Origin of the sequence: Streptomyces sp. Je 1-4 4N24, from assembly GCF_026239515.1 — a bacterium.
GTDB lineage: Bacteria > Actinomycetota > Actinomycetes > Streptomycetales > Streptomycetaceae > Streptomyces > Streptomyces nigrescens.
The window spans coordinates 4,414,841-4,438,701 of record NZ_CP110836.1 but is presented as its reverse complement, the minus strand read 5'-3'; the positions used below and the strand labels follow the sequence as shown (position 1 = coordinate 4,438,701).

Genomic DNA, 23,861 nt, shown 5'->3' with positions numbered 1-23,861 from the left:
CATAGTGTGCAAGGATCGGGCCATGGGTGGAGTGGAGAGCGGGAGCAGTCATGGCGGTAGTGGTGGGTCCGGGCGGATGCGTGCCGTACCGGGGAGCGGGCGGCGGCACCGGGTGGCGGTGCTGGTGCGGGACGGGATGCTGCCGATCGAGGTGGGCATCGTGCACCGGATCTTCGGGGAGGCCCGGTCGGCGGACGGCGAGCCGCTGTACGAGCTGGTGACCTGCGCGTTGGAGCCCGGTGAGGTGCGGACGGACACGGACTTCACGGTGAATGTCGCGCACGGGCCGGAGGCGCTGGCGGAGGCCGACACCGTGGTCGTACCGGCGTCCGGGACGGACTACGACCTGGGTGCGGAGCGGAGTGCCGGTCGGCTGAGGCCGGCGATGGCCGAGGCGCTGGGCCGGATCCGGCCCGGGGTCCGGATCGCGTCGATCTGCACGGGGGCGTTCGTGCTGGCCGCGGCCGGGCTGCTGGACGGGCGGCGGGCAACTACACACTGGCGGTCGGTGGACGACTTCCGCCGGTTGTTCCCGGCCGTCGAGCTGGATGCGGAGGTGCTGTACACGGACGAGGGCGAGGTGCTGACGGCAGCCGGGGTCGCCTCCGGGATCGATCTGTGTCTGCACATGGTCCGGTGCGACCACGGTGCGGCGGTGGCCAACGATGTGGCGCGGCGGACGGTAGTGCCGCCACACCGGGAGGGCGGGCAGGCACAGTACATCCGGCGGCCGATGCCGGAGCCGCAGATCTCGTCCACGGGGGCGGCGCGGGCCTGGGCGCTGGAGCATCTGGACCGGCCGCTGAGCCTGCGGGAGCTGGCGGCGCGGGAGTCGATGAGCGTACGGACCTTCACCCGGCGGTTCCGGGAGGAGGTCGGCATCTCGCCGCTCCAGTGGCTGACGCAGCAACGGATCGAGCGGGCCCGGCAGTTGCTGGAGGAGACGGATCTGACGGTGGACCGGATCGCGGCGGAGGCGGGCTTCGGGACGGCGGCCTCGCTGCGTCAGCATCTGCAGTCGGCGTTGGGGGTGTCGCCGCGGGCGTATCGGAGCACGTTTCGGGGGCCGGGGGGTGGGGGCGGGCTGGCGGCTTGAGGGGAGAGGGGAGTTGGCGGTCTGAGGGGGCGGTGGCCTGAGGGGGTGGGCGGGGCGGTGGTGGCCCGGCCCGTGGGGGCTCGTTGGTGGGGCGGGGGATGGTGCTTGGGGGCGCGGGACCCGGGTGGGTGTGGGTCCCGAGCTGTCGCGGAGAGCCGGAGAGCCGGAGAGCCGGAGAGCCGGGGGCTGGGGGCTGAGGGGCGTGGCGGTGCCGGGTGCGGGCGGGTGGGGTTGTCAGTGGGTGGTCGTACGCTGGCGGTGTGTGGCGATGTACGGGACCGCGCTGGTCGGGCGGCGGGCCGGGGTCGGGGCCGGAGGGGCGGTTCGGACAGCGGCTCGGCTGGCATTGCGCCGAGCGGGGCGAGGAGCGGGTGAGCCTGCTCCCCGCGGGCAAGCGGCTGGCCTTCGCCGCGCAGGGCGAGCGGCTGTGTCTGGGGGTGCGGCGGGCCGGCCGCTGGATCGTGTGCCCGTACAGTGCGGTGCTCGACGGTGCGAGTGCCAAGGATCAGTGTGCGCGGTGCGCCCAGTTGGACCGGTCGCGTTCGGTGGCCGCGGACACCATGGCCGACGATCCGCGTCCGTACGGCGTCTATCTCGCGTACTTCGGTCCCGGTCTCCTCAAGGTGGGGATCACGGCCGCTGAGCGCGGTCCGGCCCGGCTGGTGGAGCAGGGGGCGGTGGCGTACGCATGGCTGGGGCGGGGGCCCCTGATGGCGGCGCGGCGGGCGGAGGCGCTGCTGGGGAGTGCGCTGTCGGTGCCCGACCGGTTTGCGAAGGCGGCCAAGCGAGCGGCGCGCGGGGCGCTGCCCCCGGTGCCGGAGCGGGCCGCCGAGCTGGCTCAACTGCATCGCACAGCACGGGAATTGCCGGGCTGGCCGGAGACGCTCGAACCGGTGGAGTTCGCCTGTGCCGACCATACGGAGCTGTTCGGGCTGGACCGGATTCCGGGTGAGGTGGCGGAGCTGGGCGGGATGACGCCCGGGGCGGAGATCGTGGGGGAGGTGCTGACCGGGGTGGGGGCCGATGTGTATCTGCGGTTGGCCGGGGCCGGGGTTGAGGCCGGTGCCGGTACCGGGGCCGGGGAGCGGGAGAGGGGTGCTGGAGCTGGTGGGGTTGCCGGTGTGGTGGCGGTGATGGATGCGCGGCTGTTGTCGGGGTGGGTGCTGGGGCCCGCCGTGGGAGAGGCGACGACGGTGCCGGTGCGGGCCGCGGCGCGCGGGGCGGGGGAGCGGGAGGGGAAGGGGGGCCAGGAGGGGTTGTTCTGAGGTGGCTGCATGGGGGGCATCTGCCGGGCCGGCATTGTCCGGCTTGCCGGGGCCCTTGCCGGGGTCCTTCGGGGCCCTTCGGGGCTGGTGGTGCGGTCGGCGTTGCGCGGAAAGGGGCTGAGAGGGGTTGTTCCGGGCCGGGCGGGGGCGTTTGGATGCCAGGGTGCAGGTAGAGGGTGGGCTGGTGGGCTCAGCGGGCCGCTGCGTGGGCGAAACGGGTCCGTGGGACATGCGGGTGCGTGGGCATGCGGGCGCGCTGGTCGTATGAGCGGGCGGGACATACGGGCGCTTGTCATGCGGCGCGCGGGCCATACGGGTGTGTGGGCCACACGGGTGCGCGGGCCACACGGGCCGGGCGGCCCTCCGGGGTGCCGGGTTGCTCCGTTGCCGGTTGCCGGTGTTGGGTGCCGTGTGCCGGGGGCGCGTTCGGCAGGGAGGCGTCGGATCCGGATATCTGCGATGGGTCGGGCCGTGCCGGTCGGGGCCGTAGGGGCGAGGCCGTAGTGGTCGAACCGTAAGGGAGGGGCCCGGCGTGGCGGAGGGTGATGAGCGGGTCGGCGCGTTCTGGCGGGAGTTGGGGCTGCCGGGGCTGATCGATGTGCATACGCACTTCATGCCCGAGCGGGTGATGGCGAAGGTCTGGGCGTACTTCGACTCGGCCGGGCCGCTGGTGGGCCGGGCGTGGCCGATCACGTACCGGTTCGAGGAGGACGAGCGGCTGGCGGTGCTGCGCGGCTTCGGCGTACGTGCCTTCACCTCGATGATCTATCCGCACAAGCCGGGGATGGCGCAGTGGCTGAACGGCTGGGCGGCCGACTTCGCGTCCCGTACGCCCGACTGTCTGCGGACCGCGACATTCTTCCCGGAGGACGGCGCCGCGGAGTATGTGCGTGCCGAACTCGCCGACGGGGCGCGGGTCTTCAAGGCCCATGTGCAGGTGGGCGGGTACGACCCGGCCGATGTGCTGCTCGACCCCGTATGGGGAGCGCTCGCGGAGGCCGGGGTGCCGGTCGTCATCCACTGCGGCTCGGGCCCGGCCCCGGGCAAGCACACCGGACCCGAGCCGATCGCACGGCTGCTGGCCCGCCACCCCCAACTGCGGCTGATCGTCGCGCACATGGGGATGCCGGAGTACGCCGACTTCCTGGACCTCGCACAGCGCTATCCGGGCGTGTATCTCGATACGACCATGTCGTTCACGGACTTCGCCGAGCGGATCGCGCCGTTCCCGCGGGCGGAACGAGGCCGGCTCATGGACCTCGGTGAACGGGTGCTGTTCGGCAGCGATTTTCCCAACATCCCCTACGGGTACGCGCATGCGCTGGAGGTGCTCGCCGGGCTGGAGCTGGGGGAGGACTGGCTGCGCGGGGTCTGTTACGGGAACGCGGCGCGGTTGTTCGGCGTGTGAGCGGGGCGGCGGGCTGTGCGGGCCTCCTTCAGGGTGCCGTGAGGGGTGGGAGGGCTGTGGTGGACGCCTCATGTTCAAGGTGGCGTGCGCGATGGAGGAGTTGAAAGCCGCTCAGTAGGTGCAGGACGGGAACTTCAGGGTGCGGGTGGGGCCGCGGCCGCGGCCAGATGAGACAGGGCCACGCCCAGATCGGCGAGGGTGGCCTCGTCCGACACACGTTCCGTAGCGGGGTCGATCTTCGGGCCGATAGCGGGGATTTCACGGCAGGCCGACGCCACGACCTCGCCGGACACCATCCGCAGGACCTCGCGCAGTTGGGCGTTGGCGTGGTCACCGCCGGTGGGGAACGGTGAGGCGGTGATCACCGCGACCGGTTTGCCGACGCATTCGCCGCTGCTGACCAGCCAATCGAGGGCGTTCTTGAGGAAACCGGGGACACCGTGCGCGTATTCGGGGCTGACGAGGAGCAGGGCGTCGGCGCTCGCAACGGCGGTGCGCAGGGCGGCGACCGGGGCGGGGGGTGTGGCGTCCTCGCCGTCCAGGTCAGGGTTGAAGTGCGGGAGCGCGGCGATGTCCGCGGTGGCGGCCGGGCCGTCCCAGAAGGTGAGAGCGGAGCGCAGCACCGCACCGTTGGAGGAGCGCGCACGCAGACTGCCGGAGAGGGCGAGGAGTCTCATGGAGCGACAGTACGTGGTCCGGGGCGGGGCGGGATGGACGCACCGGACGGGGCGGGATGGACGCACTGGTGGGGGCGGGGCGGGCGCACCGGAGGGGCGGGGAGGGTCTCGCGGAGGGCGTCCGCGGGGGTTTGGCATGGGGTCAGGGGAACCAACGAACGTGCAGGTCAGGCCGATTGTCAGTGGCAGGTGCGATGCTTAAGAAGTGGTGATCGACCTGGGCCGCGCGGGGGGCGGCCCAGGTCGGCCCACGGCCCACAGCCCACGGCCCGCGGCTGACGGGGACGGGGACGGGGACGGGGGGACTGGCTCGGTCGGGGGCGGGGGGGAAGTCCGGCAGGGGGGCGGGCCGCCTCGGGGGGAGGGGCGGCGCTGGACGGCGGCAGGCGGCGGGCCGGGTGCCCGCTAGCGGTTAGCGACTGGCGGCGGGTGGTTGGCCGTTGGCTGGTGGTGGTGGGCAGGGGTGGGGCGGGGCGGGGGCCCGGGGAGGGGGAGAGGCACACGGGGCTTTCTCAGGAGATTCACAGAAAGGCGCAAGGGAGCTCTCACAGGGGCGGGTCAGGCTCCGGGCATGACCGTGACTTCCTCGTCCTCAGTGTCGTTCCGTATGCCGGCTCCGGCGTCGTCCTCCAGCGGCGCGCCAGGGAAGCAGCCGGAGCTGTTGCGGGCCGACGGCAGCCCCGTGCGGGTGCTGGTCGTGGACGATGAGTCCTCGCTCGCCGATCTGCTGTCGCTCGCGCTGCGCTACGAGGGCTGGGACATCCGCGCGGAGGGGGACGGCGCCGGTGCGTTGCGCTGCGCCCGTAGTTGGCGGCCGGATGCGGTGCTGCTCGATGTGATGCTGCCGGACATGGACGGGCTGACGGTGCTCGGCCGGCTGCGGCGTGAACTGCCGGATGTGCCGGTGCTGTTCCTCACCGCCAAGGACGCGGTCGAGGACCGGATCGCCGGACTGACGGCGGGCGGCGACGACTACGTCACCAAGCCGTTCAGCCTGGAAGAGGTGGTCGCCCGGCTGCGGGGGCTGCTGCGCCGGGCCGGGGCGGCCGCCGCGCGGAGCGCATCGCGGCTGACGGTGGGGGATCTGGTGCTCGACGAGGACAGCCACGAGGTGTGGCGGGACGGCCAGGAGATCCATCTGACGGCCACCGAGTTCGAGCTGCTGCGCTATCTGATGCGCAATCCGCGGCGGGTGCTGAGCAAGACCCAGATCCTCGACCGGGTCTGGAGCTATGACTTCGGCGGTCAGGCCAATGTCGTGGAGCTGTATATCTCGTATCTGCGGCGGAAGATCGACGCGGGGCGGGCGCCGATGATTCACACCCGCCGGGGCGCGGGCTATCTGATCAAGCCGGGTGGGTAACGGGCCGTGAGCGGGAAGCCCCCCGCACCTCCGTCAACGGCACCCTCCCCAGGCCCCACGACCTCCCCGGCCCCCACGACCTCCCCGGCCCCCGTGACCACCCCCCGCCGCTGGTCGCTCCGGACCCGGCTCGTGGTGTCCGCGGTGGCGCTGATCGCCGTCGTCGGGGCGGTCATCGGGACGGTGACTGCCATTGCGCTGCACTCCTATATGCAGCGGCAGTTGGACGGGAAGGTGCACGAGTTCGTGGTACGGGCCCAGCTCCCGCGGCCCCATGAACCGAGCCCTGTGCCGGGCAACCTGGACTTTGTGGCGATGGGTGGTCAGCCCCTTGGCGCGGTGGGGGCGCGGGTCGGGCCCGGAGGAACCGTCGAGGCCGGGGCGAAGCTGGACAACCCGAGCGGCCCGCTGTCCGAGCGGCTGGCGGGTCTGACCCGAGCGCAGGTCGCGGCGCTGAAGAAGGTGCCGCGGGACGGCCGGTCGCACACCGCCGAACTGCCCGGACTCGGGTCCTACCGGGTGGAGTCCGCCAAGGACGGCAGCCTGGTGCTCGGCCTGCCGCTCGACTCCGTGCAGAAGACGGTCGGCACGCTCGTCCTCATCGAGGCGTGTGTGACGGTCGCCGGTCTGGTCGCGGCCGGGATCGCGGGGTCCGCCATGGTCGGGATCGCGCTACGCCCGCTGCGCCGGGTCGCCGCGACCGCCACCCGGGTCTCCGAACTCCCGCTCCATCAGGGCGAGGTGGCACTGCATGTCCGGGTCCCGGCGTCCGAGTCGGACGGGCGTACGGAAGTGGGGCAGGTCGGTGCGGCGCTCAACTGGATGCTGGGCCATGTCGGTTCGGCGCTCGCGGCCCGTCAGGAGAGCGAGACGCGGGTACGGCAGTTCGTCGCCGACGCCAGCCATGAGCTGCGTACCCCGCTCGCGTCGATCCGGGGCTACGCCGAGCTGACCCGCCGCGGGCGGGAGCAGCCGGGACCGGAGACCCGGCACGCCCTGGGGCGAATCGAGTCGGAGGCGGAGCGGATGACGGGGCTGGTGGAGGACCTGCTGCTGCTCGCCCGGCTCGACTCCGGGCGCCCGCTCGCGTATGAGCGCACCGATCTGTCGCCGCTGGTGATCGATGCGGTGAGCGATGCGCGGGTGGCCGGGGCCGGGCAGCGGTGGCGGCTGGAGCTGCCCGAGGAGCCGGCGGTGGTGTACGGCGATGCGGGACGGCTGCACCAGATCCTGGTGAATCTGCTGGCCAATGCCCGTACGCATACGCCGGAGGGGACGACGGTGACCGCGCGGGTACGTGCCGCCGCAGGCGCTGCCGCCGGTCGCCAGGGGGGCGTCCAGCTGGAGGTGGAGGACGACGGGCCGGGGATTCCGGCGGCCCTGCTCCCGCATGTCTTCGAGCGCTTCGCCCGCGGTGATGCCTCGCGTTCGCGCGCCGCCGGCAGTACGGGGCTCGGCCTCGCCATCGTGCAGGCGGTCGTGGCCGCGCACGGCGGCACGGTCGGGGTCGGCAGTGTGCCGGGACGGACGGTCTTCACGGTGACGCTGCCGACGGCGGCGGCCAATGCGACGGTGGCAGACGATGCGACCGCGGTGGCCAATGCGACGGCGGCGGCCACCTCGGCGGTGTGGGATGCGGCGGGCCGGAAGCCGCCGGTCATGGGCCGGGAGGCACGGCCCGTCGGCGGGGAGGCACCGTCCGCCGGCCGGGCGACACCATCCGCCGACTAGGACGCACCGCCCGCTGACCAGGCCGCACCGCCCACCGCCACGGCCGCACCGCCCCGGCCGCACCGCCCCGGCCGCCCCGGCCGCACCGTCCACTCCCCCCGCACCGCCCACCGACCCAGCCGCACCCCCCGCCGCCCGGCCGAACCCGCGCCCTCGCCCGCGGGCCCGTCCCCGCCCCCGCCCGCGCCCAAGAATCCCCAGGTCACGCTACCCTCCGCGGACTCACAGGCAGGCTCACAGCCCGGCCACAGGCTCAGCACACCGCCATGACAGCGGGGGTGGCGAATGTCGTCGCATGACGACGACACAGCCGCCCGGCACACCGCTGGGCTCCCTGCCACCGCGCGAGCATCTGCGGCTCGGCCAGATCGCGACCGTTCTCGATGTGGTGATCCCGGTCTACAACGAGGAGCGCGACCTGGAGCCCTGCGTGCGGCGGCTGCGTGAGCACCTCGCCCGCACCTTCCCGTACGGGTTCCGGATCACCATCGCCGACAACGCGAGCACGGACCGGACGCCGGAGGTCGCCGCCCGGCTCGACGATGCGCTCGAAGAGGTCACCGCGGTACGGCTGGAGCAGAAGGGGCGCGGGCGGGCGCTGCGCACCGTGTGGTCGCTGTCCGAGGCGCCGGTGCTGGCCTATATGGACGTCGATCTGTCCACCGACCTCAACGCGCTGCTGCCGCTGGTGGCGCCGCTGATCTCCGGGCACTCGGATCTGGCGATCGGCTCCCGGCTCCGCCGTGGCGCACGGGTGGTGCGCGGGCCGAAGCGGGAGTTCATCTCGCGGATGTACAACCTCATTCTGCGGGGGTCGCTGGCCGCACGGTTCTCCGATGCGCAGTGCGGGTTCAAGGCCATCCGCGGCGAGGTCGCCGAGCGGCTGCTGCCGATGGTCGAGGACACCGGGTGGTTCTTCGACACCGAGCTGCTGGTGCTCGCGGAGCGGGCCGGGCTGCGGATCCACGAGGTGCCGGTGGACTGGGTCGACGACCCCCACAGCACCGTGCGGCTCGTGCGGACGGCCACCGACGACCTCAAGGGCGTCTGGCGGGTGGGGCGGGCGCTGGCGACCGGCGCGCTGCCGCTGGACCGGCTCGCCCGGCCGTTCGGGGACGATCCGCGGGACCGTGAGCTGTCCGGGGTGCCCGGCGGGCTGGCCCGTCAGCTGGTCGGCTTCTGTGCCGTCGGCGGGCTGAGCACGCTGCTCTATCTCGGTCTCTACTCCCTCTTCCGTCTCGGAACGGGCGCCCAACTGGCCAATGCGACGGCGCTGTTGCTGTCGGCGGTCGCCAATACGGCCGCCAACCGGCGGCTGACGTTCGGGGTACGGGGCCGGGACCGGGCGGTCCGTCATCAGGCCCAGGGGCTGGTGGTCTTCGCCATCGGGCTGGTGCTGACCAGCGGCTCGCTCGCGGCCCTCGACGCCGCCAGCGGCACGCCCTCGCACGGCACCGAACTCGCGGTGCTGGTGTCCGCCAACCTCGCGGCGACGGTGCTGCGGTTTCTGCTCTTCCGCGCCTGGGTCTTCCCGGACCGCGCGGGCCGGGACGACCTCGCCACCCCGCCGTACCCCTCGCACGACCGGAACGATCTCCCCAGGAGCACGCGATGACCCCGCAGCACCGGCCCGGCCCCCCGGCCCAGTTGCCGTCCACCTCACCGGAGGGTCCGCCGGCGTCGGTCACCGCTCTCCCGGCGCCCGTGGCACCGGAGCCGACAGCGCGCTGGGCGCGGCCCGCTTTGCTGGCGTTGTTGCTGGTCACGGCGGTTCTGTACCTCTGGAGCCTGTCCGCCTCCGGGTATGCCAACCAGTTCTACTCGGCCGCCGTACAGGCCGGCAGTGAGAGCTGGAAGGCCTTCTTCTTCGGTGCGTCCGACGCGGCGAACTCCATCACCGTCGACAAGCCGCCGGCCGCGCTGTGGCCGATGGCGCTGTCCGTACGGCTCTTCGGGCTCAGCTCCTGGGCGATCCTGGTGCCCGAGGCGCTGATGGGGGTGGCGACGGTCGGGCTGCTCCACGGGGCCGTACGGCGACGGTTCGGTGCGGGCGCCGGGCTGCTGGCGGGCGCGGTGCTGGCGGTGACGCCGGTCGCGGCGCTGATGTTCCGGTTCAACAACCCCGATGCGCTGCTGTGCCTGCTGATGGTGGGTGCGGTCGCCTGTGTCCTGCGGTCCCTGGAGGAGGGCCGGACGAAGTGGCTGGTGCTGGCCGGGGTCTGCTTCGGGCTCGGGTTTCTCACCAAGACGCTGCAGGCGTGGCTGATCCTGCCGCCGCTCGCCGTGGTCCATGCCTGCTGTGCGCCGGTGGCGGTGCGCCGCCGGTTCGGCCAACTGCTGCTCGCCGGGCTGGCGCTCGTGGTGTCCGGCGGCTGGTGGGTGGCGATCGTCGAGCTGTGGCCGGCGGCCTCGCGCCCGTACATCGGCGGCTCGCAGACCAACAGCTTTCTGGAGCTGACCTTCGGCTACAACGGCTTCGGGCGGATCAGCGGCAACGAGACCGGCAGCGTCGGCGGGGGCGGTGGCCGTCCCGGTGGCGACGGTGGCGGCTGGGGGGAGACCGGAATCACCCGGCTGTTCTCGTCCGACATGGGCGGGCAGATCTCGTGGCTGCTGCCCGCGGCGCTGATCCTGCTGGTCGCGGGGGTGGCGGTGCTGTGGCGGGCGCGGCGGGCGGTCGCCGCCGAACAGGCCGGTCAGCGGGCGGAGTTCCTGGTCTGGGGCGGTGCGCTGCTGATGACCTTCACGACCTTCAGCTTCATGTCCGGGATCTTCCATCAGTACTACAACATCGCGCTGGCCCCGTACATCGCGGCGCTGGTCGGGATGGGGGCGGCGCTGCTGTGGCGGCGCGGCGGGCGGCCCGCCGCGCTCGTCCTGGCCGGGACGGTGGCGGTGACCGCCGGATGGTCGTTCGTGCTGCTGAACCGGTCGCCGGACTGGCTGCCGTGGCTGCGCTGGACGGTGGCGGCGCTCGGTCTCCTGGCGGCGCTGGGCCTGCTGCTGCCCGTGTGGGAAGGAGGGGCGGCTCGTAAGGCTCGTAAGGCTCGTAAGGAAGCAGCGACGGCCGAGGGCGTGCCGGGAGGGGACGGAGTGCCGGCACCCGGCCGGGCGCCGGCACCGGGCGGAGTGACGCTACGGGCGAGCCGGCGGGTCGTGGTGCTCGCGGCCGGGCTCGCGGTGGTGACGGCGCTGGCCGGTCCGGTCGCGTACACGCTCAATACGGTCAACACGGCCAAGGGCGGCTCGATCATCACGGCCGGTCCCTCGGTACGGGGCGGTATGGGCGGCCCCGGCGGCTTCCCGGGCGGCCGGATGCCCGGCCGTATGGGCGGCGCACCGGGCGCAGGCCAGGGCGGGGCCGCCGGCCAGGCCCTTCCCCCCGGCCAGGGCGGCCAAGGCGGCCAGGGCCGGGCTCCGGGCGGCAATCAGGGCAATGGGCAGGCCGGGAAGCAGGGGCCGTTCCCCTCGCCGGGTGCCCAGGGGCGGCCGGGCGCCCGGCCGGGCTTCCCCGGCGGCCGGGGCGGCTTCGGCGAGGGCGGTGCCGGCCGGATGCGCGGCATGGGCGGGCTGCTCAACGGCAGCAAGGTGAGCGACCGGGCCAAGGCGCTGCTGGAGAAGGACGCGGACGACTACACCTGGGCCGCCGCGGCGATCGGCTCCCAGAACGCGGCGAGCTACCAACTCGCCACCGGCAAGCCGGTGATGGCGATCGGCGGCTTCAACGGGAGCGACCCGTCGCCGACTCTCGCCCGGTTCAAGGAGTACGCCGCGGACGGGAAGATCCACTACTTCCTCGCAGGCGGGCAGGGCGGCCCCGGTGGCGGCCGGGGCGGCTCGTCGGAGATCACGTCCTGGGTGGCGAAGACCTTCCGGAAGGTCACGGTCGGCAGCGCCACCTTCTACGACCTGACCCGGAAGGTGTGACCGAGGAGGTGTGATCCGGAGGGGCGCGCCCCGCGAGGCGCGCCCCGGACGGGAAGGCCGGCAGACGCGCCCCGGACCGGAAGGCCGGCAGGCGCGGCCCGGACGGGAAGGCCGGCAGGCGCGCCCCGGACGGGAGGCATCACCCGGACCGGAAGCCGCGCCCCCGACCGGCATGCACGCCCCCGCCGGCGCAGCCGAATCCGCCCCCGCTTCCCCCCGCCCCACCGGACGGCCGAAAACAAAATGTACGGCGTATAAGACTCCCTGTACGGTGTATGTCATCCGCTCACACCGTCCAGGGAGCCCGTATGTCCCCTGTGGCCTCCGACGCCACCACCACACTCCAGCCGCCGGGCCGGACCGCCGCCCGCTGGCTGATCCTCGCCGTCATCTGCCTCGCCCAGCTGACGGTCATCCTCGACAACACCGTCCTCAACGTCGCCATCCCCTCCCTCACCGAGGACCTGGGCGCCAGCACCGCCGACGTCCAGTGGATGATCAACGCGTATTCGCTGGTCCAGTCGGGCCTGCTGCTCACTGCGGGCAATTCCGCGGATCGCTACGGCCGCAAGAAGATGCTCGCCGTCGGCCTGGTGCTCTTCGGGGTCGCGTCGCTCGGCGCGGCGCTCGCCCAGTCGCCCGGTCAGCTGATCGCCGCCCGCGCCGGGATGGGCGTCGGCGGCGCGCTGCTGATGACCACCACCCTCGCCGTCGTCATGCAGATCTTCGACGACGACGAGCGCCCCAAGGCCATCGGCATCTGGAGCTCGGTCAACTCCCTCGGCTTCGCCGCCGGACCGCTGATCGGCGGGGTGCTGCTCGACCACTACTGGTGGGGTTCGCTGTTCCTGGTCAACCTCCCCGTCGCGATGGTGGCGCTGGCCGCCGTCCTCACTCTCGTCCCGGAGTCCAAGAGCCGCGCGGGTGAGCGGCCGGACCTCCTGGGTGCCCTGCTGTCCATGATCGGCATGGTCGGAGTGGTCTTCGCGATCATCTCCGGGCCGGTCACCGGCTGGCTGTCCGGCCGGGTGCTGGTCTCCGCCGCCATCGGCCTCGTCGGCCTCGCCGTCTTCGCGCTGTGGGAGCTGCGTGTCCCGTATCCGATGCTGGACATGCACTTCTTCCGCAACCGCCGCTTCATCGGGGCCGTCTCCGGCGGCATCCTCGTCGCCTTCGGGATGGGCGGCTCGATGTTCCTGCTCACCCAGCATCTGCAACTGGTCCTCGGTTACGGACCGTTGGACGCCGGGCTGCGGATGGCGCCGCTCGCCGTCACCGTCATCCTGCTCAACTTCACCGGCGTGAGCGCGCGTCTGCTGCCCCGGCTCGGCACCCCCGGAATGATCGTGTCGGGGATGTCGCTGCTCGCGGCCGGCCTCGCCGCGATCTCCCTGCTCGGCGGCGAGAGCTATGGCGGCATGCTGACCGGCCTGATCGTGATGGGTGTCGGTGTCGCGCTCGCCATGCCGACGATGGCCAACGCCATCATGTCCGCGATCCCGCCGGCCAAGGCCGGAGTGGGGGCGGGCGTCAACGGCACCCTGATGGAGTTCGGCCAGGGGCTCGGCGTCGCCGTCCTCGGCGCGGTCCTCAACTCCCGCTTCGTCGCGCTTCTTCCGCTGGTCGCCGCGGGCGCCGGCTCACTGCCCGCGGCGCTCGCCAGGACCCGTACGGACGCCGAACGCACGGCCGTCCATGACGCCTTCGCCGCCGGAATCGGCACCAGCCAGCTGGTCGGCGCGGCCGCGGTGTTCCTCGGCGGGCTGGTCGCCGCCGTACTGCTGCGCCGGGCGGAGCGCACCGGCCAGGACACCGAGGCGCCTGCCACGCCCTCCGGTGCGGAACCGGCGGCCGCCGCGGCGGAATAGCATCGTCGGGTACGTGATCGTGAACGGCACGTACACACGGCACGTATGAGAACCCGTACGTGCCGTGCACCGACGAGGACACCGACGACGACACCGACGACGACACCCAGGACGTCGAAGACGCTCAGGGCAAGGAGGGGCGCCATGGCAGCGACGGACGGCCGCACCGGGAAGCGGCCGAACAGCGTCTGGCTGACCGAACGCCCCCCGCTCAAACGGAAGGCGGACCAGCCGGCCGGACTCGGCCTCGACAAGATCGTCGCGGCGACGGTCCGGCTGCTGGACGCCGAGGGCCTGGCGAAGTTCTCGATGCGCAGGCTCGCGGCCGAGCTCGGCGTCACCGCGATGTCCGTCTACTGGTACGTCGACACCAAGGACGACCTGCTGGAACTCGCCCTGGATAGCGTGATGGGCGAGATGCGGCTGCCGGACGAGTCCGACACCGACCGGGACTGGCGGGACCATCTGCGCTCCCTGGCCGACGAGTACCGCACCCTGCTGACCGGCCACGCCTGGGTGGCCCGGTTGCTGGGCACGTACATCAACATCGGCCCGCACTCGATCGCCTTCTCCAACGCCAGCATGCGGGTGATGAAGGAGAGCGGGCTGTCGCTCCAGCAGATCACCGGCGGGCTTTCCGCCGTCTTCCAGTTCGTCTACGGCTTCGCCACGATCGAGGGCCTGTTCAACGACCGCTGCGCGGAGGCGGGGCTGCCCGTCGACGAGTACTTCCAACAGGTGATGACCGCGGTCGAGAGCCGTCCGGAGTTCGCGGAGACGCTGGAGAACACCACCAAGGTCATGGAGGCCCGCGGCGGCAGCACCGTACGGGAGATGCGCGACCGCGACTTCGCGTTCGCCCTGGATCTGCAGATCGCGGGCATCGAGGCGATGCGCGACCGGCCGGGGGGCTGACACGACCGGCCGGGGCGCCGACGTGACCGGCGGGGCCTGACGCGACCGGCCGGGGGCTGACGTGACCGGCGGGGGCTGAACGCCGTGGGCCCGGGGGGACCGACCGGGCGTGGGCGGCCCGGGGGAGACCGGAGGGCCTCACCCCATCGGCAGGCTCTCCCCCTGCACGGCCTGGATGTCCAGCTCGACCTTCAGCGTGGTCCCGATGGCCGCGATACCGGCCGCCACGACCTGGTTGTAGTTCATCTTGAAGTCCTCGCGGCGCAGCTCCGCGGTGGCCCGGAACGCGGCGCGCACCCCGCCCCACGGGTCGGGGCCGGTGCCGAGGTAGCTCAGATCGAGGTCCACCGGCCGTACGACGCCGTGCAGTGACAGCTCACCGTGCACGGTCCAGCGGTCCGGGCCGGCCGGTGCCAGGCCCGAGCTGCGGTAGGTGATCTCCGGGTACTCCTCGACGTTCAGGAAGTCCTCGGAGCGCAGATGGCCGTCGCGCATCCCGTTGCCGGTGTCGATGGAGGCGGCCTTGATGTCCGCCTCGACCCGCGAGGCGGACAGGTTCTCGGCGATCTCGATCCGGCCGCTGAACCCGGTGAACCGGCCGTGCACGCTGGAGATCCCCAGGTGCTGGGCGACTGCGGCCACCGTCGAGTGCATCGGGTCGATGGTCCAGGCACCGGGCGGCGGCAGCTCGGCCCCGCCCTGCCGTGCCAGCACGACACCGCCCACGTCCATCCGGCCGCTGGCCGTCACGATCGCGCTGGAGGCGACCGGTGCGTAGCCGACGGCCGTCACGATCACCGTGTACGGGCCGGCCGGCAGCGGCTCTGCGCTGCGGATGGTGCCTTCGTCGTCCGCCGAGGCCCGCAGTACCTGCGCGCCGGTCATGTCGGTGACGGTCAGTACGGCGTGCTGGACCGCCCAGCCGTCCCGTGTGCGGACCTGCGCCCGCAGTCCCGCGGCTGCCGCGCCCGTCGAAGTCATTGCCTCTCCCGTTTGTTGCCTGGTGGTGTCCCCTGCCCCTGCGGTCTCTCTCCTGATCGAAGCCGAACGGGGGAGGAGCCGGGAGCGTGGGGAAGTGTTCGGGCTCCGGACGGCGGCGTGCAGGCCGTCCCCTGCCTGTGCGCAGCGCCGCCGCCGGAGCCCTTGGGTCCGGTCCGGGGCGCGTGTCCGCTCAACGCGCGCCCCGGACCGGGGTATTGCTCCCGGGTGAGATCCCCGGGCCCGGGGGATTTCAGTCCCCGGGGTGCGCGAGTTCGACGTCGTAGCCGTCGACCCCGCGTGCATCGACCGCGAGGCCGGTGGCGACGGGCGGGTAGCCGCTCGCGATGACGGTGTAGTCGCCGGCGTCCAGGTCGGTGAAGGCGTAGGCGCCGTCCTCCCCGGTCGTCGAGGTGGCCACCACATTGCCCGCCGCGTCCACCAGCGTGACCCGTGCGTCGGGCAGCGGCCGGCGGTGCGCACCGGCCCGCACGACGCCCTGCACCCGCGCCCCGGACAGCAGCTCGATCTCGATCCGGGTGGTGCCCTGGCCGCCGATCTCGACCGGCAGTGCGGCCGGGCGGTGGTCCGGGGCGTTCACCGCGACGGTGAAGGTCCCGGGCGCCAGCTCGTCGAAGGCGAAGTGGCCCTCGGCGCCGGTCTTTCCGGTGGCCAGCACCTCGCCGCGGACGTCGGTGACGACGACCATCGCCCCGTCGACCGGTGCGCCGGTGGTCGCGCTGCGGACCTGGCCGCCGAGGCCGCTGGTGCCGCTGAGCAGGATGTCGTAGGCGTGCGGCTGGTCGCCGATGACGACCGTGGACGCCTGCGGCTGGTGGCCGTCGGCCGCGGCGATCAGCACATACGAGCCGGCGCCGGGGGCGCTGAGCACATATGAGCCGTTGGCCTGGGCGACCGCGCGGCCCAACTGCCGCCCGCCGAGCGAGATCAGCGTCACCGCGGAGCGCGGTACGGGGTGCCCCTCCGCGTTGCGGACGAAGCCGTGGACCGCGGAACCGGCCGGGGTGCCGTCCCCGCCACCGGCCGACGCGTACGCCGCCGGCGGCTGGGTGGCCGTCGCCACGGCCGGCCGCGCCCAGGAGGGAGTGTGCGCCTCGTCGTCCGGGGCGACCGGCGCGGCGCCCACCAGGGCGGGCTCCCGCTCCTCGGCCCGCGCCGGGACGACGGCCTTCGACGAGGCTTCCGACGGGGTGGCGGACGGGGTGGCGGACGGGGTCGCCGCGACCGGTGCGTCCTCCGAGCTCTGGGACAGCCCGCCACGCGTCTTCAACGGGACCTCCTTGATGAACAGGGTGAACAGGAAGGCGAGCAGCGCGCAGGGCGCCGCGTAGAGGAAGACATCGGCGACACCGTGGCCGTAGGCGCTCTCCATGACGGTGCGCAGCGGCGCCGGGAGGGCGTCCAGGTCGGGGATGCCGCCGCCGCTGTTGCCGGCGTGGGCGGCGGCCTTGGCGGCCTTGGGGCCGAGGTCGGCCAGACCGTCCTTGACGTAGTGGTCGACGCGGTTGGCGAGCACCGCACCGAGGGCCGAGACGCCCACCGCACCACCGAGGGAGCGGAAGAAGGTCACGACGGACGAGGCGGAGCCGAGGTCCTCGGGGGCCACCTGGTTCTGCGTGGCGAGCACCAGGTTCTGCATCATCATGCCGATGCCGAGACCCATCAGGGCCATGTAGATCGCGATGTGCCAGTACTCGGTGTCGTAGCGGATGGTGCCCAGCAGCCCGAGTCCCGCGGTGACCAGCACACCGCCACTGACCAGCCACGCCTTCCACTTGCCGGTCTTGGTGATGACCTGGCCCGAGACGGTGGACGAGATGAACAGGCCACCGATCATCGGAATCGTCAGGACGCCGGACATCGTGGGTGACTCGCCGCGCGCCAGCTGGAAGTACTGGCTGAAGAAGACGGTGCCGGCGAACATCGCGATACCGACGAACAGCGAGGCCACCGACGCCAGGGTGATCGTCTTGTTGCGGAACAGCCGCAACGGGATGATCGGCTCCTTGGCCTTGGTCTCGACGAACACGAAGATCGCGCCGAGCACGACCGCGCCGCCGACCATCGCGGCGGTCTGCCACGACATCCAGTCGTACTTGTCACCGGCGAGCGTCACCCACACCAGCAGCAGCGAGACCGCCGCGCTGATGAAGAACGCGCCCGCCCAGTCGACCTTGACGCCCTCGCGCTTGACGACGGGGAGCTTCAGGGTCTTCTGCAGCACGATCAGCGCGATGACGGCGAACGGGACGCCGACGTAGAAGCACCAGCGCCAGCCGAGCCAGTCGGTGTCGGTGATGACGCCGCCGAGCAGCGGGCCGCCGACGGTGGCGACGGCGAAGGTGGCACCGAGGTAGCCGCTGTAACGCCCGCGCTCCCGCGGCGAGATCATGGCGGCCATGACGATCTGAGCCAGGGCGGACAGACCGCCCACGCCTATGCCCTGCACCACGCGGCAGGCGATCAGCATGCCGGTGTTCTGCGAGAGACCGGCGACGACCGAGCCCGCGACATAGATGACCAGCGAGATCTGGACCAGCAGCTTCTTGCTGAACAGATCGGAGAGCTTGCCCCACAGCGGGGTGGTCGCGGTCATCGCGAGCAGCGAGGCGGTGACCACCCAGGTGTAGGCGCTCTGCCCGCCGTCCAGATCGTGAATGATCTCCGGCAGCGCGTTGGACACGATCGTCGACGACAGAATGGCGACGAACATGCCGAGCAGCAGCCCGGACAGCGCCTCCATGATCTGTCGGTGCGTCATCGGGGCCCCGTCGGAGGCGTGCTGTCCGCCTCCGTGTCTGGCGTGGCCGCCCCGCACACCGGCTGGTGTGGTCGTAGCCATGTAGTTCCTTTTCATCCTGCGGGTGTACGGGTGAGGGAGTCGTGATGCGCCCGGGTGCGGCAGTCGCCGAAGCTCGTGCGGAGCCTGGCGAGGAGTTCGACGAGGTGCCCGACGTCGGCGTCGGACCAGTCGTCCAGGTACCGGGCGAGCGCCGCCGTGTAGCGCTCGGCGAGCTCCTCCAGGAGCGCGGTGCCGCTCGGGGTCAGCCGCAGCAGCCGCGACCGCTTGTCCGCCGGATCGGGCTTGCGCTCGATCCAGCCGCGCTCGGCGACATGGGCGACATGCCGGCTGGTCACCGACATGTCGATCGCGAGCAGCTCGGCGAGCTGGCTCATCCGCATCTCACCGTGCCGGTCGAGGAGGGTGAGCACACCGGCCGACGCGGGCGGGCAGTCCTGGGGCAGCATCCGCCCCATCTCGCGCTTGACGGCACCGATGGCGCTGAGTTGCCTGGCCAGCTCCTCGTACTGACTGTGAGCGGCCACCGGCTCCTCCAAGCGTCGTTCGCACTCTTCGCATCTTTTGTTGCTTGGGGCAACCATAAGCAATGTTGGTTGCTGAAGGCAAACGATTCGTCCAGCCTTGAAGTAAAGGGAGCCAAAAGTCTGGGCCGCGGATCGGTCAATGAAACCGGCGCGGCCCACAAATCCGCAGGTCGGAGGCGGGATGGCGACCGCCGGCCGATACCGGTCGCTAGCAGGACACCCCCAGACGAGCCGCCCGCACCCTCGCCCACGCCCCGTCCGCGGTCCGTGCCCGCTCCGTAGGCGCCCCGCGGGTGCTGCGCAGGCGCCCCAAGGGTGCCGCTCCGCCCCCGGTTCGCTAGGGTCCTTCCCCATGGCGACCAACCCGCAGAACCAGGCCGGCGGCAACTACGACCCGGCGGGCAGCACGCAGATGTTCCGCGCCTTCGTGGACGAGGGCGGCACCCCGCAGACCGGCGGCCGCCGCGCCCCGGCCCCGCAGCAGTCGGCCGGCCCCCGCGTGGGCGTCATCGTCGGCGTGATCGTCGCGATCCTGGTCGTCGCGGGCGCGGCGTGGCTGGCGCTGTCCTGACGCACCTCTTCACAACTGCCTTCATGCGCACGGGGCCCGGCATTGCGATGCCGGGCCCCTGATCGTTTGCCGCTGCCCGCTCTCCGCCCGTTACGCCAGGCGCTGGCCCCTGCTCTCCGCGACCCGCAGGGCGTCCCGCAGCGCTTCACGCAGCCTGTGGACGCAGAAGCGGAGTTCCCGGGCGCTCGCCTCCGCCGGCCCGTTGAGCAGCTCGGCCGTCTGCTGAAGCAGCTCCTCGCCGGTGTCGAGCTGTACCTCTTCCATGTCGTCGGCGAGCTGGGACAGATACCCGCCCTCCTCGTTGGTGGAGAGATGGCAGCGCTGCCCGTCCGGCCCGTTCCAGGGCAGCAGCCGCATCCCGCCGCTCATGAGGCGACCGCCATCTCGCGCAGGAACGCCTCCTCGCGCCGCGCCTCTTGGCGCTCGTGCGCGAGGAGGTAGGGGCGGACGAGAAGGGTGGCCTCACCGTCGAGGGGGGATTCGGGGCGGTGCAGGGGGAGGGGGCGGTGGCGCGGCCACTGTGGCCGGTACGTGACGGTGGGGGCGGGGCGAGTCCGGCGCTTCCTTAACCGGGCGAGGAGGCTGCGCATAAGGTTTTGCACGTCGACCTGCTTTCTCCAGGTTGGCCATGCCCCGGGGGTGTTGGAGCACCCGCCGGGGTCTTTACTGTGCCACCGTAGGCGCTCCTGTTAGCCCCTGTCTATAGCTATAGCCCTCTATGCCTGTCTAATTACCCGTGCGTACAGTCCCGTTCGTGATGGAGTTCGACCCGACGTTGCCCAAGTGGACGCAGATCGCCGACGTGATCCGAGCGCGGATCGCGGACGGCACGTATCCTCCACGCCAGCTCATCTCCGAGGTGCGGATGGAGCAGGAGTTCGGCGTCGCGCGCGTGACCATTCGCAAGGTCACCGCCGCTCTCCGGGAGGAAGGGCTCATCGTCACCACACCTGGTATGGGCTCCTTCGTGACGGAGCGGCGACCGGACGCCTGACACCATGAAGTTCGCCCAGGTGCGGCCCCAGCGGACGCGGATCGCCGGGGCCGTCTCAAGACCGTTGCGTGATCAAGGGCGAGACCCTCTTATACACAGCTGATGGGCCCCCCGGGCGACGGCTGGTACAGGTACCAGACCACGAAGAACTGCAGCGCCACCAGCAGGACGTCGATGACGACAGCAACAATCGCGAGCTTGCCCGGCCAGCTGTCGCCCACCCATGTGCCGCGTCGCCGGGCGCGCCTGGCGAGCCACCAGAACAGCGCGAGAGCGACTATCCCGCAGGCCAGCGCGCCGTAGGCGCTGAGGTAGATCTGCCAGGTCAGCGGGAGGTCCCCGCAGTGTGCCCACTCCGCGGCGACATGTGCGTCGTCAGCCTTGCTGTAGGCAGTGAGACCGCCCACGCCGAGCAGCGCGAACAGCGGGACGAGCAGTGGGGAGCGTCGGGTGCTGGTGGAGGTGTCCGTCATCAGTACCAATCCGGGTGTGGGCGCACGATGCGCACCCGCTGCTGTCCCTCGCCCTTCTCCACTGCCGGGAGACGGCCTTGCAAACTCGCGTTCTGATACGGGTCGCTGTGCTGGGTGTACTTGATCTCGCCGTCCGGCATCACCCCGGTGACGATCGCGGCGTGGTGCGCCGCCCCCTTCTGGAGCCCGTCGTTCGGGCCGGCCTGGTCGTAGTAAATGATGTCGCCGGGCCTGGCCTGTGAGCGGTCAACCTCTTCGCCACCGTGCCCGAGCATGAAGCTCTTCTGGTTCTCGGCACCGGCCCATGTTTTGGAGTGCCCGAGAGAGCGGTCAATCTGCTCGAAGCCGGGAAGGGGAATTCCGGTCGGGTTGCCCTTCATCCAGGTGTCGTCTCCGCGAGTTCCCTCCCAGAAGGAGGTCTTCTCCTGCATCCCGGCATGGGCCAGGGCGTTGGACACGAAATTGGTGCAGTTGTTGCCGAAGTCGACGGGATCCTCTTTGTTCCAGTTCTCCAGCGCGTACTCCACCATCTTCACCCGGTCGAACTTCCCGTCCGTGCCGCGCATTTCACGCTTGGTGCTCTCGGGAATGCCGTCCAGCTGCGCGAGTTTCACGGGTTCGGCGCGCGCCAGGTCGTACTGCTGCTTCTCGCTCAGGCCGTTCCACCAGGCACGTACCGCGGCCGGGTCGGTGTTCGGCTTCGGGATCTCGGCGGCGAGGATGTCCATCTCGACATGCGAGGCGCGGTTCTGTTCCTTGAGGGCCTTTTCCGGGTCGCTGATGCCGACCGTGCCTGCCAGGCGGTACAGCTCGGCCGCCGTCTTTTCGTCCGCTTCCGTCGCCTGCCGCAGCGCGTGTTCGCGCAGCGCGACGATGTCGTTGTACGCCTGCTGTGTGTCCGCGCCCGCGTTCGGGGCGGGGCATTGCAGCGGCATGCCGTCATCGCCGAGGGGAAGGTCGTGGGCCCGGGAGAGATCGGTGATCTGGCATGCGGTGCTCATCGCCGTTTCCAGGCTGCTGTGCATGCCTTCCATGACCATTTTGACGCTGAGCAACAAGTCGTACGCCGACTCCAGTTGATCCGCCAGCTTCACGAAGTCGCCGGCCGCCGCCGCGCCGACCTCGTCGGCCCAGTTGTCGGCGAGGGGCTTGGCTCCCTGCTCACGTACGTCGTTCGCGGCGTTCAGCGCGTACTTCGCCAGCGCCGCCCAGTCGTCCGCGGCGTCCTTCCACTTCTGGGGGTGGGCGCTGATGAGTTCCGCGTAGGTGACCACGGTCAGTGCCTCCCCAGGTCCTGCATGCCGGCCCTCAGCCGTGCGACCGCTTCCTGGTCCGCGGCGTCGTAGCCGTCGGCGGAGTCCTGCAGCCGCTGCCCCAGTTCGCCCATCTTCTTGGCGAGCTCGATCATGTGGTCCTGCCAGGCGGTGCGGCACGACATCACAGCGTTCCCGCTCTTCCAGAACAGGGCGTCGAAGTAGACGTCCTGAGAGCTGTCGAGACTGTGTGACAGGCGCCGTTGGGTGTCGCTCGACAGCGCCTTCATGTCATCGCCGGTGCTGCGGACCTTCGCTGTGTCCACCCGTATGTCACCCACTGGTGACCCCCGTTGTGTGTGATCCCCCTGCGCGCATGGCCATGGGCATGACCAGTGCGCCGTACATCCAACACCGTAGGAGGGGGTGGAAGGAGCACGCTGAAGGGGTGCTCACCAGGCGTTTCTGCCCGAAAGTGGGTCAGATCAGGAGGGGGGCAAGGGTGCGCGAGTCGTCCGGCGAGGCCGAGGGGCGCCGGCTTCGACGCTCGGTCTCCCCGTACGGGGCCCGGCGCTCCGGGCTCCCGTACGGGTGGCGGGCCTCAGCCCGCCGCCACCAGCCGCTCCGCGGACCGGTGTGCCGTGTCCAGTACGCCGCCCAGCGCTCCGTAGACCAGCTGCCCCGCGCGCTTGACCGGGCGGCCGTCCACCAGGACCGTGTCGATGTTTCCGGGGTGGGCGGCGGTCACCACGGCTCCGATCGGATCGTGGGCCACCGGGGCGAGGTTGAGTGCGTCGGCGCGCAGAAGCACGAGGTCGGCGCGTTTGCCGATGCCCAGTGAGCCGACCTCGTCGGCCAGGCCGAGGGTCTGGGCGCCCTCCGCGGTGGCCATCCGCAGCACATCGGCCGCCTTGACCGTGGAGCTCCCGGCCTCGCCGTCACCGTCGCCGTCGAAGTGGCTGCTCATCAGTGCGGCGCGCATCTGGGAGAACATATCGCCCGGTGCCGAGGTCACCGCGTCCGCGCCCAGACCCGTCGGGATGCCTGCCCGGCGCAGCCGTCCGGCCATCGGTGCGCCGAACCGCATCGAGGCCTCGATCGCCGGCGTGATCGCCACCGCACCGCCGGACTCGGCGATCAGCCGCAGCTCGGAGTCGGGCAGCGAATTGCCGTGCACGTAGAGGGTGCCGGCGGTGAGCAGTCCCTGCTCCTGGAGGGCGGTGATCGGCCGCATCGCCACCGGGCCGGCGGTCACATGGACGGCGATGGGCAGCCCCAGCTCGCGGGCGAGCAGCCAGTCCTCCCGGACGGTCTCCGGTGGGGCGAAGGAGGGGCCGACGGGGGCCAGGGCCATCGTGAGCAGTGCATCGCGCGAGGGGAAGTACCGGGTGCGGACCTGCCGCACCCAGTCGGCCTGCCGGGCGGTGTCGTCGAAGACGGGGTAGCCGTAGCCGAAGACGGCGCGGATGCCCGCCTCCTCCAGCGCCTCGACGGCGGCCGCGCTGTGCTCCGGCGTGTACTGGACGTGCGAGAAGTCCTGCACGGTGGTGACACCCGAGTCCAGGCACTCCAGCGCGCCGAGGAGGTTGCCGGTGTACACATCGGCGGGGGTGAAGCGGCCGGAGAGGTCGCCGAGGATCCGGCCGAGATAGCTGTCGAGGCTCTCGTCGACCGCGGCGGACCGCAGTACGGCCTGCCACAGATGCCGGTGGGTGTCGACGAAGCCGGGCAGCACGATCAGGTGGCGGGCGTCGATCACCTCCAGGCCGGTATCGGCCTCGTCGAAGGGCAGCGCGCGGCCCACGGCGGCGATCCGGCCCTCCTCGACGAGGACATCGGTGTGCGGGTGGACGACGGGGTGGGGGGCGGTGTCGATGACCAGGCCGCCGCGCAGAAGCAGGCGCGGTGAGTGGTGGCGCTCGATTCCCATGGCAAGTCACCCTCTACACGTTCGGAAGAAAGCTTTATAGAAAGCTATCATGGTGCTGATCTAT

The 23,861-nt window shown here is 71.8% G+C and carries 21 protein-coding genes; 11 read left to right on the top strand and 10 right to left on the bottom strand.

Annotation, left to right across the window (positions count from 1 at the left end; translation table 11 throughout):
• The first annotated feature begins 76 nt into the window (after positions 1 to 76).
• From SLV14N_RS19165 to SLV14N_RS19155, 3 genes are all read left to right on the top strand, one after another.
• Positions 77 to 1,096, top strand: coding sequence for a GlxA family transcriptional regulator (locus SLV14N_RS19165; protein ID WP_208687976.1), 1,020 nt, complete (start codon positions 77 to 79; stop codon positions 1,094 to 1,096).
• A 260-nt stretch (positions 1,097 to 1,356) separates the two neighbouring features.
• Entirely contained in the window at positions 1,357 to 2,361 is a 1,005-nt protein-coding gene (locus tag SLV14N_RS19160; protein ID WP_259670415.1) for a DUF2797 domain-containing protein, read from the top strand.
• A 532-nt stretch (positions 2,362 to 2,893) separates the two neighbouring features.
• On the top strand, positions 2,894 to 3,769 hold the full coding sequence (locus SLV14N_RS19155; protein WP_208682190.1) for an amidohydrolase family protein: 876 nt from the start codon (positions 2,894 to 2,896) through the stop codon (positions 3,767 to 3,769).
• Positions 3,770 to 3,903: 134 nt separating this feature from the next.
• Here SLV14N_RS19155 and SLV14N_RS19150 read toward each other — a convergent pair whose 3' ends face one another.
• Positions 3,904 to 4,446: an NADPH-dependent FMN reductase gene (locus SLV14N_RS19150; protein ID WP_208682189.1), complete on the bottom strand. Its 543-nt coding sequence runs from the start codon at positions 4,444 to 4,446 to the stop codon at positions 3,904 to 3,906.
• Positions 4,447 to 5,053: 607 nt separating this feature from the next.
• On the opposite strand from SLV14N_RS19150, the gene SLV14N_RS19145 reads away from it, so the two are divergent.
• From SLV14N_RS19145 to SLV14N_RS19120, 6 genes are all read left to right on the top strand, one after another.
• Complete coding sequence (locus SLV14N_RS19145; protein ID WP_269470895.1) at positions 5,054 to 5,809, top strand: response regulator transcription factor; 756 nt, start codon at positions 5,054 to 5,056, stop codon at positions 5,807 to 5,809.
• Between the two features lie 93 nt (positions 5,810 to 5,902).
• Positions 5,903 to 7,540, top strand: a complete 1,638-nt coding sequence (locus SLV14N_RS19140) for a cell wall metabolism sensor histidine kinase WalK (protein WP_208682188.1) — start codon at positions 5,903 to 5,905, stop codon at positions 7,538 to 7,540.
• Between the two features lie 295 nt (positions 7,541 to 7,835).
• Positions 7,836 to 9,155, top strand: coding sequence for a bifunctional glycosyltransferase family 2/GtrA family protein (locus tag SLV14N_RS19135; protein WP_208682187.1), 1,320 nt, complete (start codon positions 7,836 to 7,838; stop codon positions 9,153 to 9,155).
• On the top strand, positions 9,152 to 11,467 hold the full coding sequence (locus tag SLV14N_RS19130; protein ID WP_263270303.1) for a glycosyltransferase family 39 protein: 2,316 nt from the start codon (positions 9,152 to 9,154) through the stop codon (positions 11,465 to 11,467). The genes SLV14N_RS19135 and SLV14N_RS19130 overlap by 4 nt, the downstream gene beginning before the upstream one ends.
• A gap of 308 nt (positions 11,468 to 11,775) precedes the next feature.
• The gene (locus tag SLV14N_RS19125; protein ID WP_208682186.1) at positions 11,776 to 13,335 is read left to right on the top strand and encodes an MFS transporter; all 1,560 of its coding nucleotides are present in this window, start codon (positions 11,776 to 11,778) and stop codon (positions 13,333 to 13,335) included.
• Between the two features lie 144 nt (positions 13,336 to 13,479).
• On the top strand, positions 13,480 to 14,250 hold the full coding sequence (locus SLV14N_RS19120; RefSeq protein WP_263270302.1) for a TetR/AcrR family transcriptional regulator: 771 nt from the start codon (positions 13,480 to 13,482) through the stop codon (positions 14,248 to 14,250).
• A 138-nt stretch (positions 14,251 to 14,388) separates the two neighbouring features.
• Here SLV14N_RS19120 and SLV14N_RS19115 read toward each other — a convergent pair whose 3' ends face one another.
• The 3 genes from SLV14N_RS19115 to SLV14N_RS19105 all read right to left on the bottom strand — a co-directional run bounded on the left by SLV14N_RS19115 (position 14,389) and on the right by SLV14N_RS19105 (position 18,576).
• Complete coding sequence (locus tag SLV14N_RS19115; protein WP_263270301.1) at positions 14,389 to 15,231, bottom strand: YceI family protein; 843 nt, start codon at positions 15,229 to 15,231, stop codon at positions 14,389 to 14,391.
• Positions 15,232 to 15,481: 250 nt separating this feature from the next.
• Positions 15,482 to 18,091 carry an MFS transporter gene (locus SLV14N_RS19110; protein ID WP_208682183.1) on the bottom strand — a complete coding sequence of 870 codons (2,610 nt, stop codon included), beginning with the start codon at positions 18,089 to 18,091 and terminating at the stop codon, positions 15,482 to 15,484.
• A gap of 11 nt (positions 18,092 to 18,102) precedes the next feature.
• Entirely contained in the window at positions 18,103 to 18,576 is a 474-nt protein-coding gene (locus tag SLV14N_RS19105) for a MarR family winged helix-turn-helix transcriptional regulator (protein ID WP_208682182.1), read from the bottom strand.
• Between the two features lie 352 nt (positions 18,577 to 18,928).
• Between SLV14N_RS19105 and SLV14N_RS19100 the strand changes: the two genes are divergently transcribed.
• The gene (locus SLV14N_RS19100; protein WP_208682181.1) at positions 18,929 to 19,147 is read left to right on the top strand and encodes a hypothetical protein; all 219 of its coding nucleotides are present in this window, start codon (positions 18,929 to 18,931) and stop codon (positions 19,145 to 19,147) included.
• 90 nt (positions 19,148 to 19,237) lie between these two features.
• Here SLV14N_RS19100 and SLV14N_RS19095 read toward each other — a convergent pair whose 3' ends face one another.
• Both SLV14N_RS19095 and SLV14N_RS19090 read right to left on the bottom strand, forming a co-directional pair.
• A complete protein-coding gene (locus tag SLV14N_RS19095; RefSeq protein WP_263270300.1) occupies positions 19,238 to 19,516 on the bottom strand; it encodes a hypothetical protein in 279 nt (92 codons plus the stop codon).
• Positions 19,513 to 19,749 carry a hypothetical protein gene (locus tag SLV14N_RS19090; protein WP_263270299.1) on the bottom strand — a complete coding sequence of 79 codons (237 nt, stop codon included), beginning with the start codon at positions 19,747 to 19,749 and terminating at the stop codon, positions 19,513 to 19,515. The genes SLV14N_RS19095 and SLV14N_RS19090 overlap by 4 nt, the downstream gene beginning before the upstream one ends.
• 152 nt (positions 19,750 to 19,901) lie before the next feature.
• Between SLV14N_RS19090 and SLV14N_RS19085 the strand changes: the two genes are divergently transcribed.
• Entirely contained in the window at positions 19,902 to 20,141 is a 240-nt protein-coding gene (locus SLV14N_RS19085) for a GntR family transcriptional regulator (protein WP_263270298.1), read from the top strand.
• Between the two features lie 89 nt (positions 20,142 to 20,230).
• On the opposite strand, the gene SLV14N_RS19080 is transcribed toward SLV14N_RS19085, so the two are convergent.
• The 4 genes from SLV14N_RS19080 to SLV14N_RS19065 form a co-directional block, all read right to left on the bottom strand.
• Positions 20,231 to 20,614, bottom strand: a complete 384-nt coding sequence (locus SLV14N_RS19080; protein ID WP_263270297.1) for a hypothetical protein — start codon at positions 20,612 to 20,614, stop codon at positions 20,231 to 20,233.
• Positions 20,614 to 21,888, bottom strand: coding sequence for an amidase domain-containing protein (locus SLV14N_RS19075; RefSeq protein WP_263270296.1), 1,275 nt, complete (start codon positions 21,886 to 21,888; stop codon positions 20,614 to 20,616). Before SLV14N_RS19075 ends, SLV14N_RS19080 begins: the two co-directional genes overlap by 1 nt.
• A gap of 2 nt (positions 21,889 to 21,890) precedes the next feature.
• Positions 21,891 to 22,193: a type VII secretion target gene (locus SLV14N_RS19070; RefSeq protein ID WP_208682176.1), complete on the bottom strand. Its 303-nt coding sequence runs from the start codon at positions 22,191 to 22,193 to the stop codon at positions 21,891 to 21,893.
• Positions 22,194 to 22,468: 275 nt separating this feature from the next.
• Positions 22,469 to 23,797 (bottom strand): amidohydrolase family protein, encoded by a 1,329-nt coding sequence (locus SLV14N_RS19065; RefSeq protein WP_208682175.1) that lies wholly within the window; start codon positions 23,795 to 23,797, stop codon positions 22,469 to 22,471.
• Between the last annotated feature and the right edge of the window lie 64 nt (positions 23,798 to 23,861).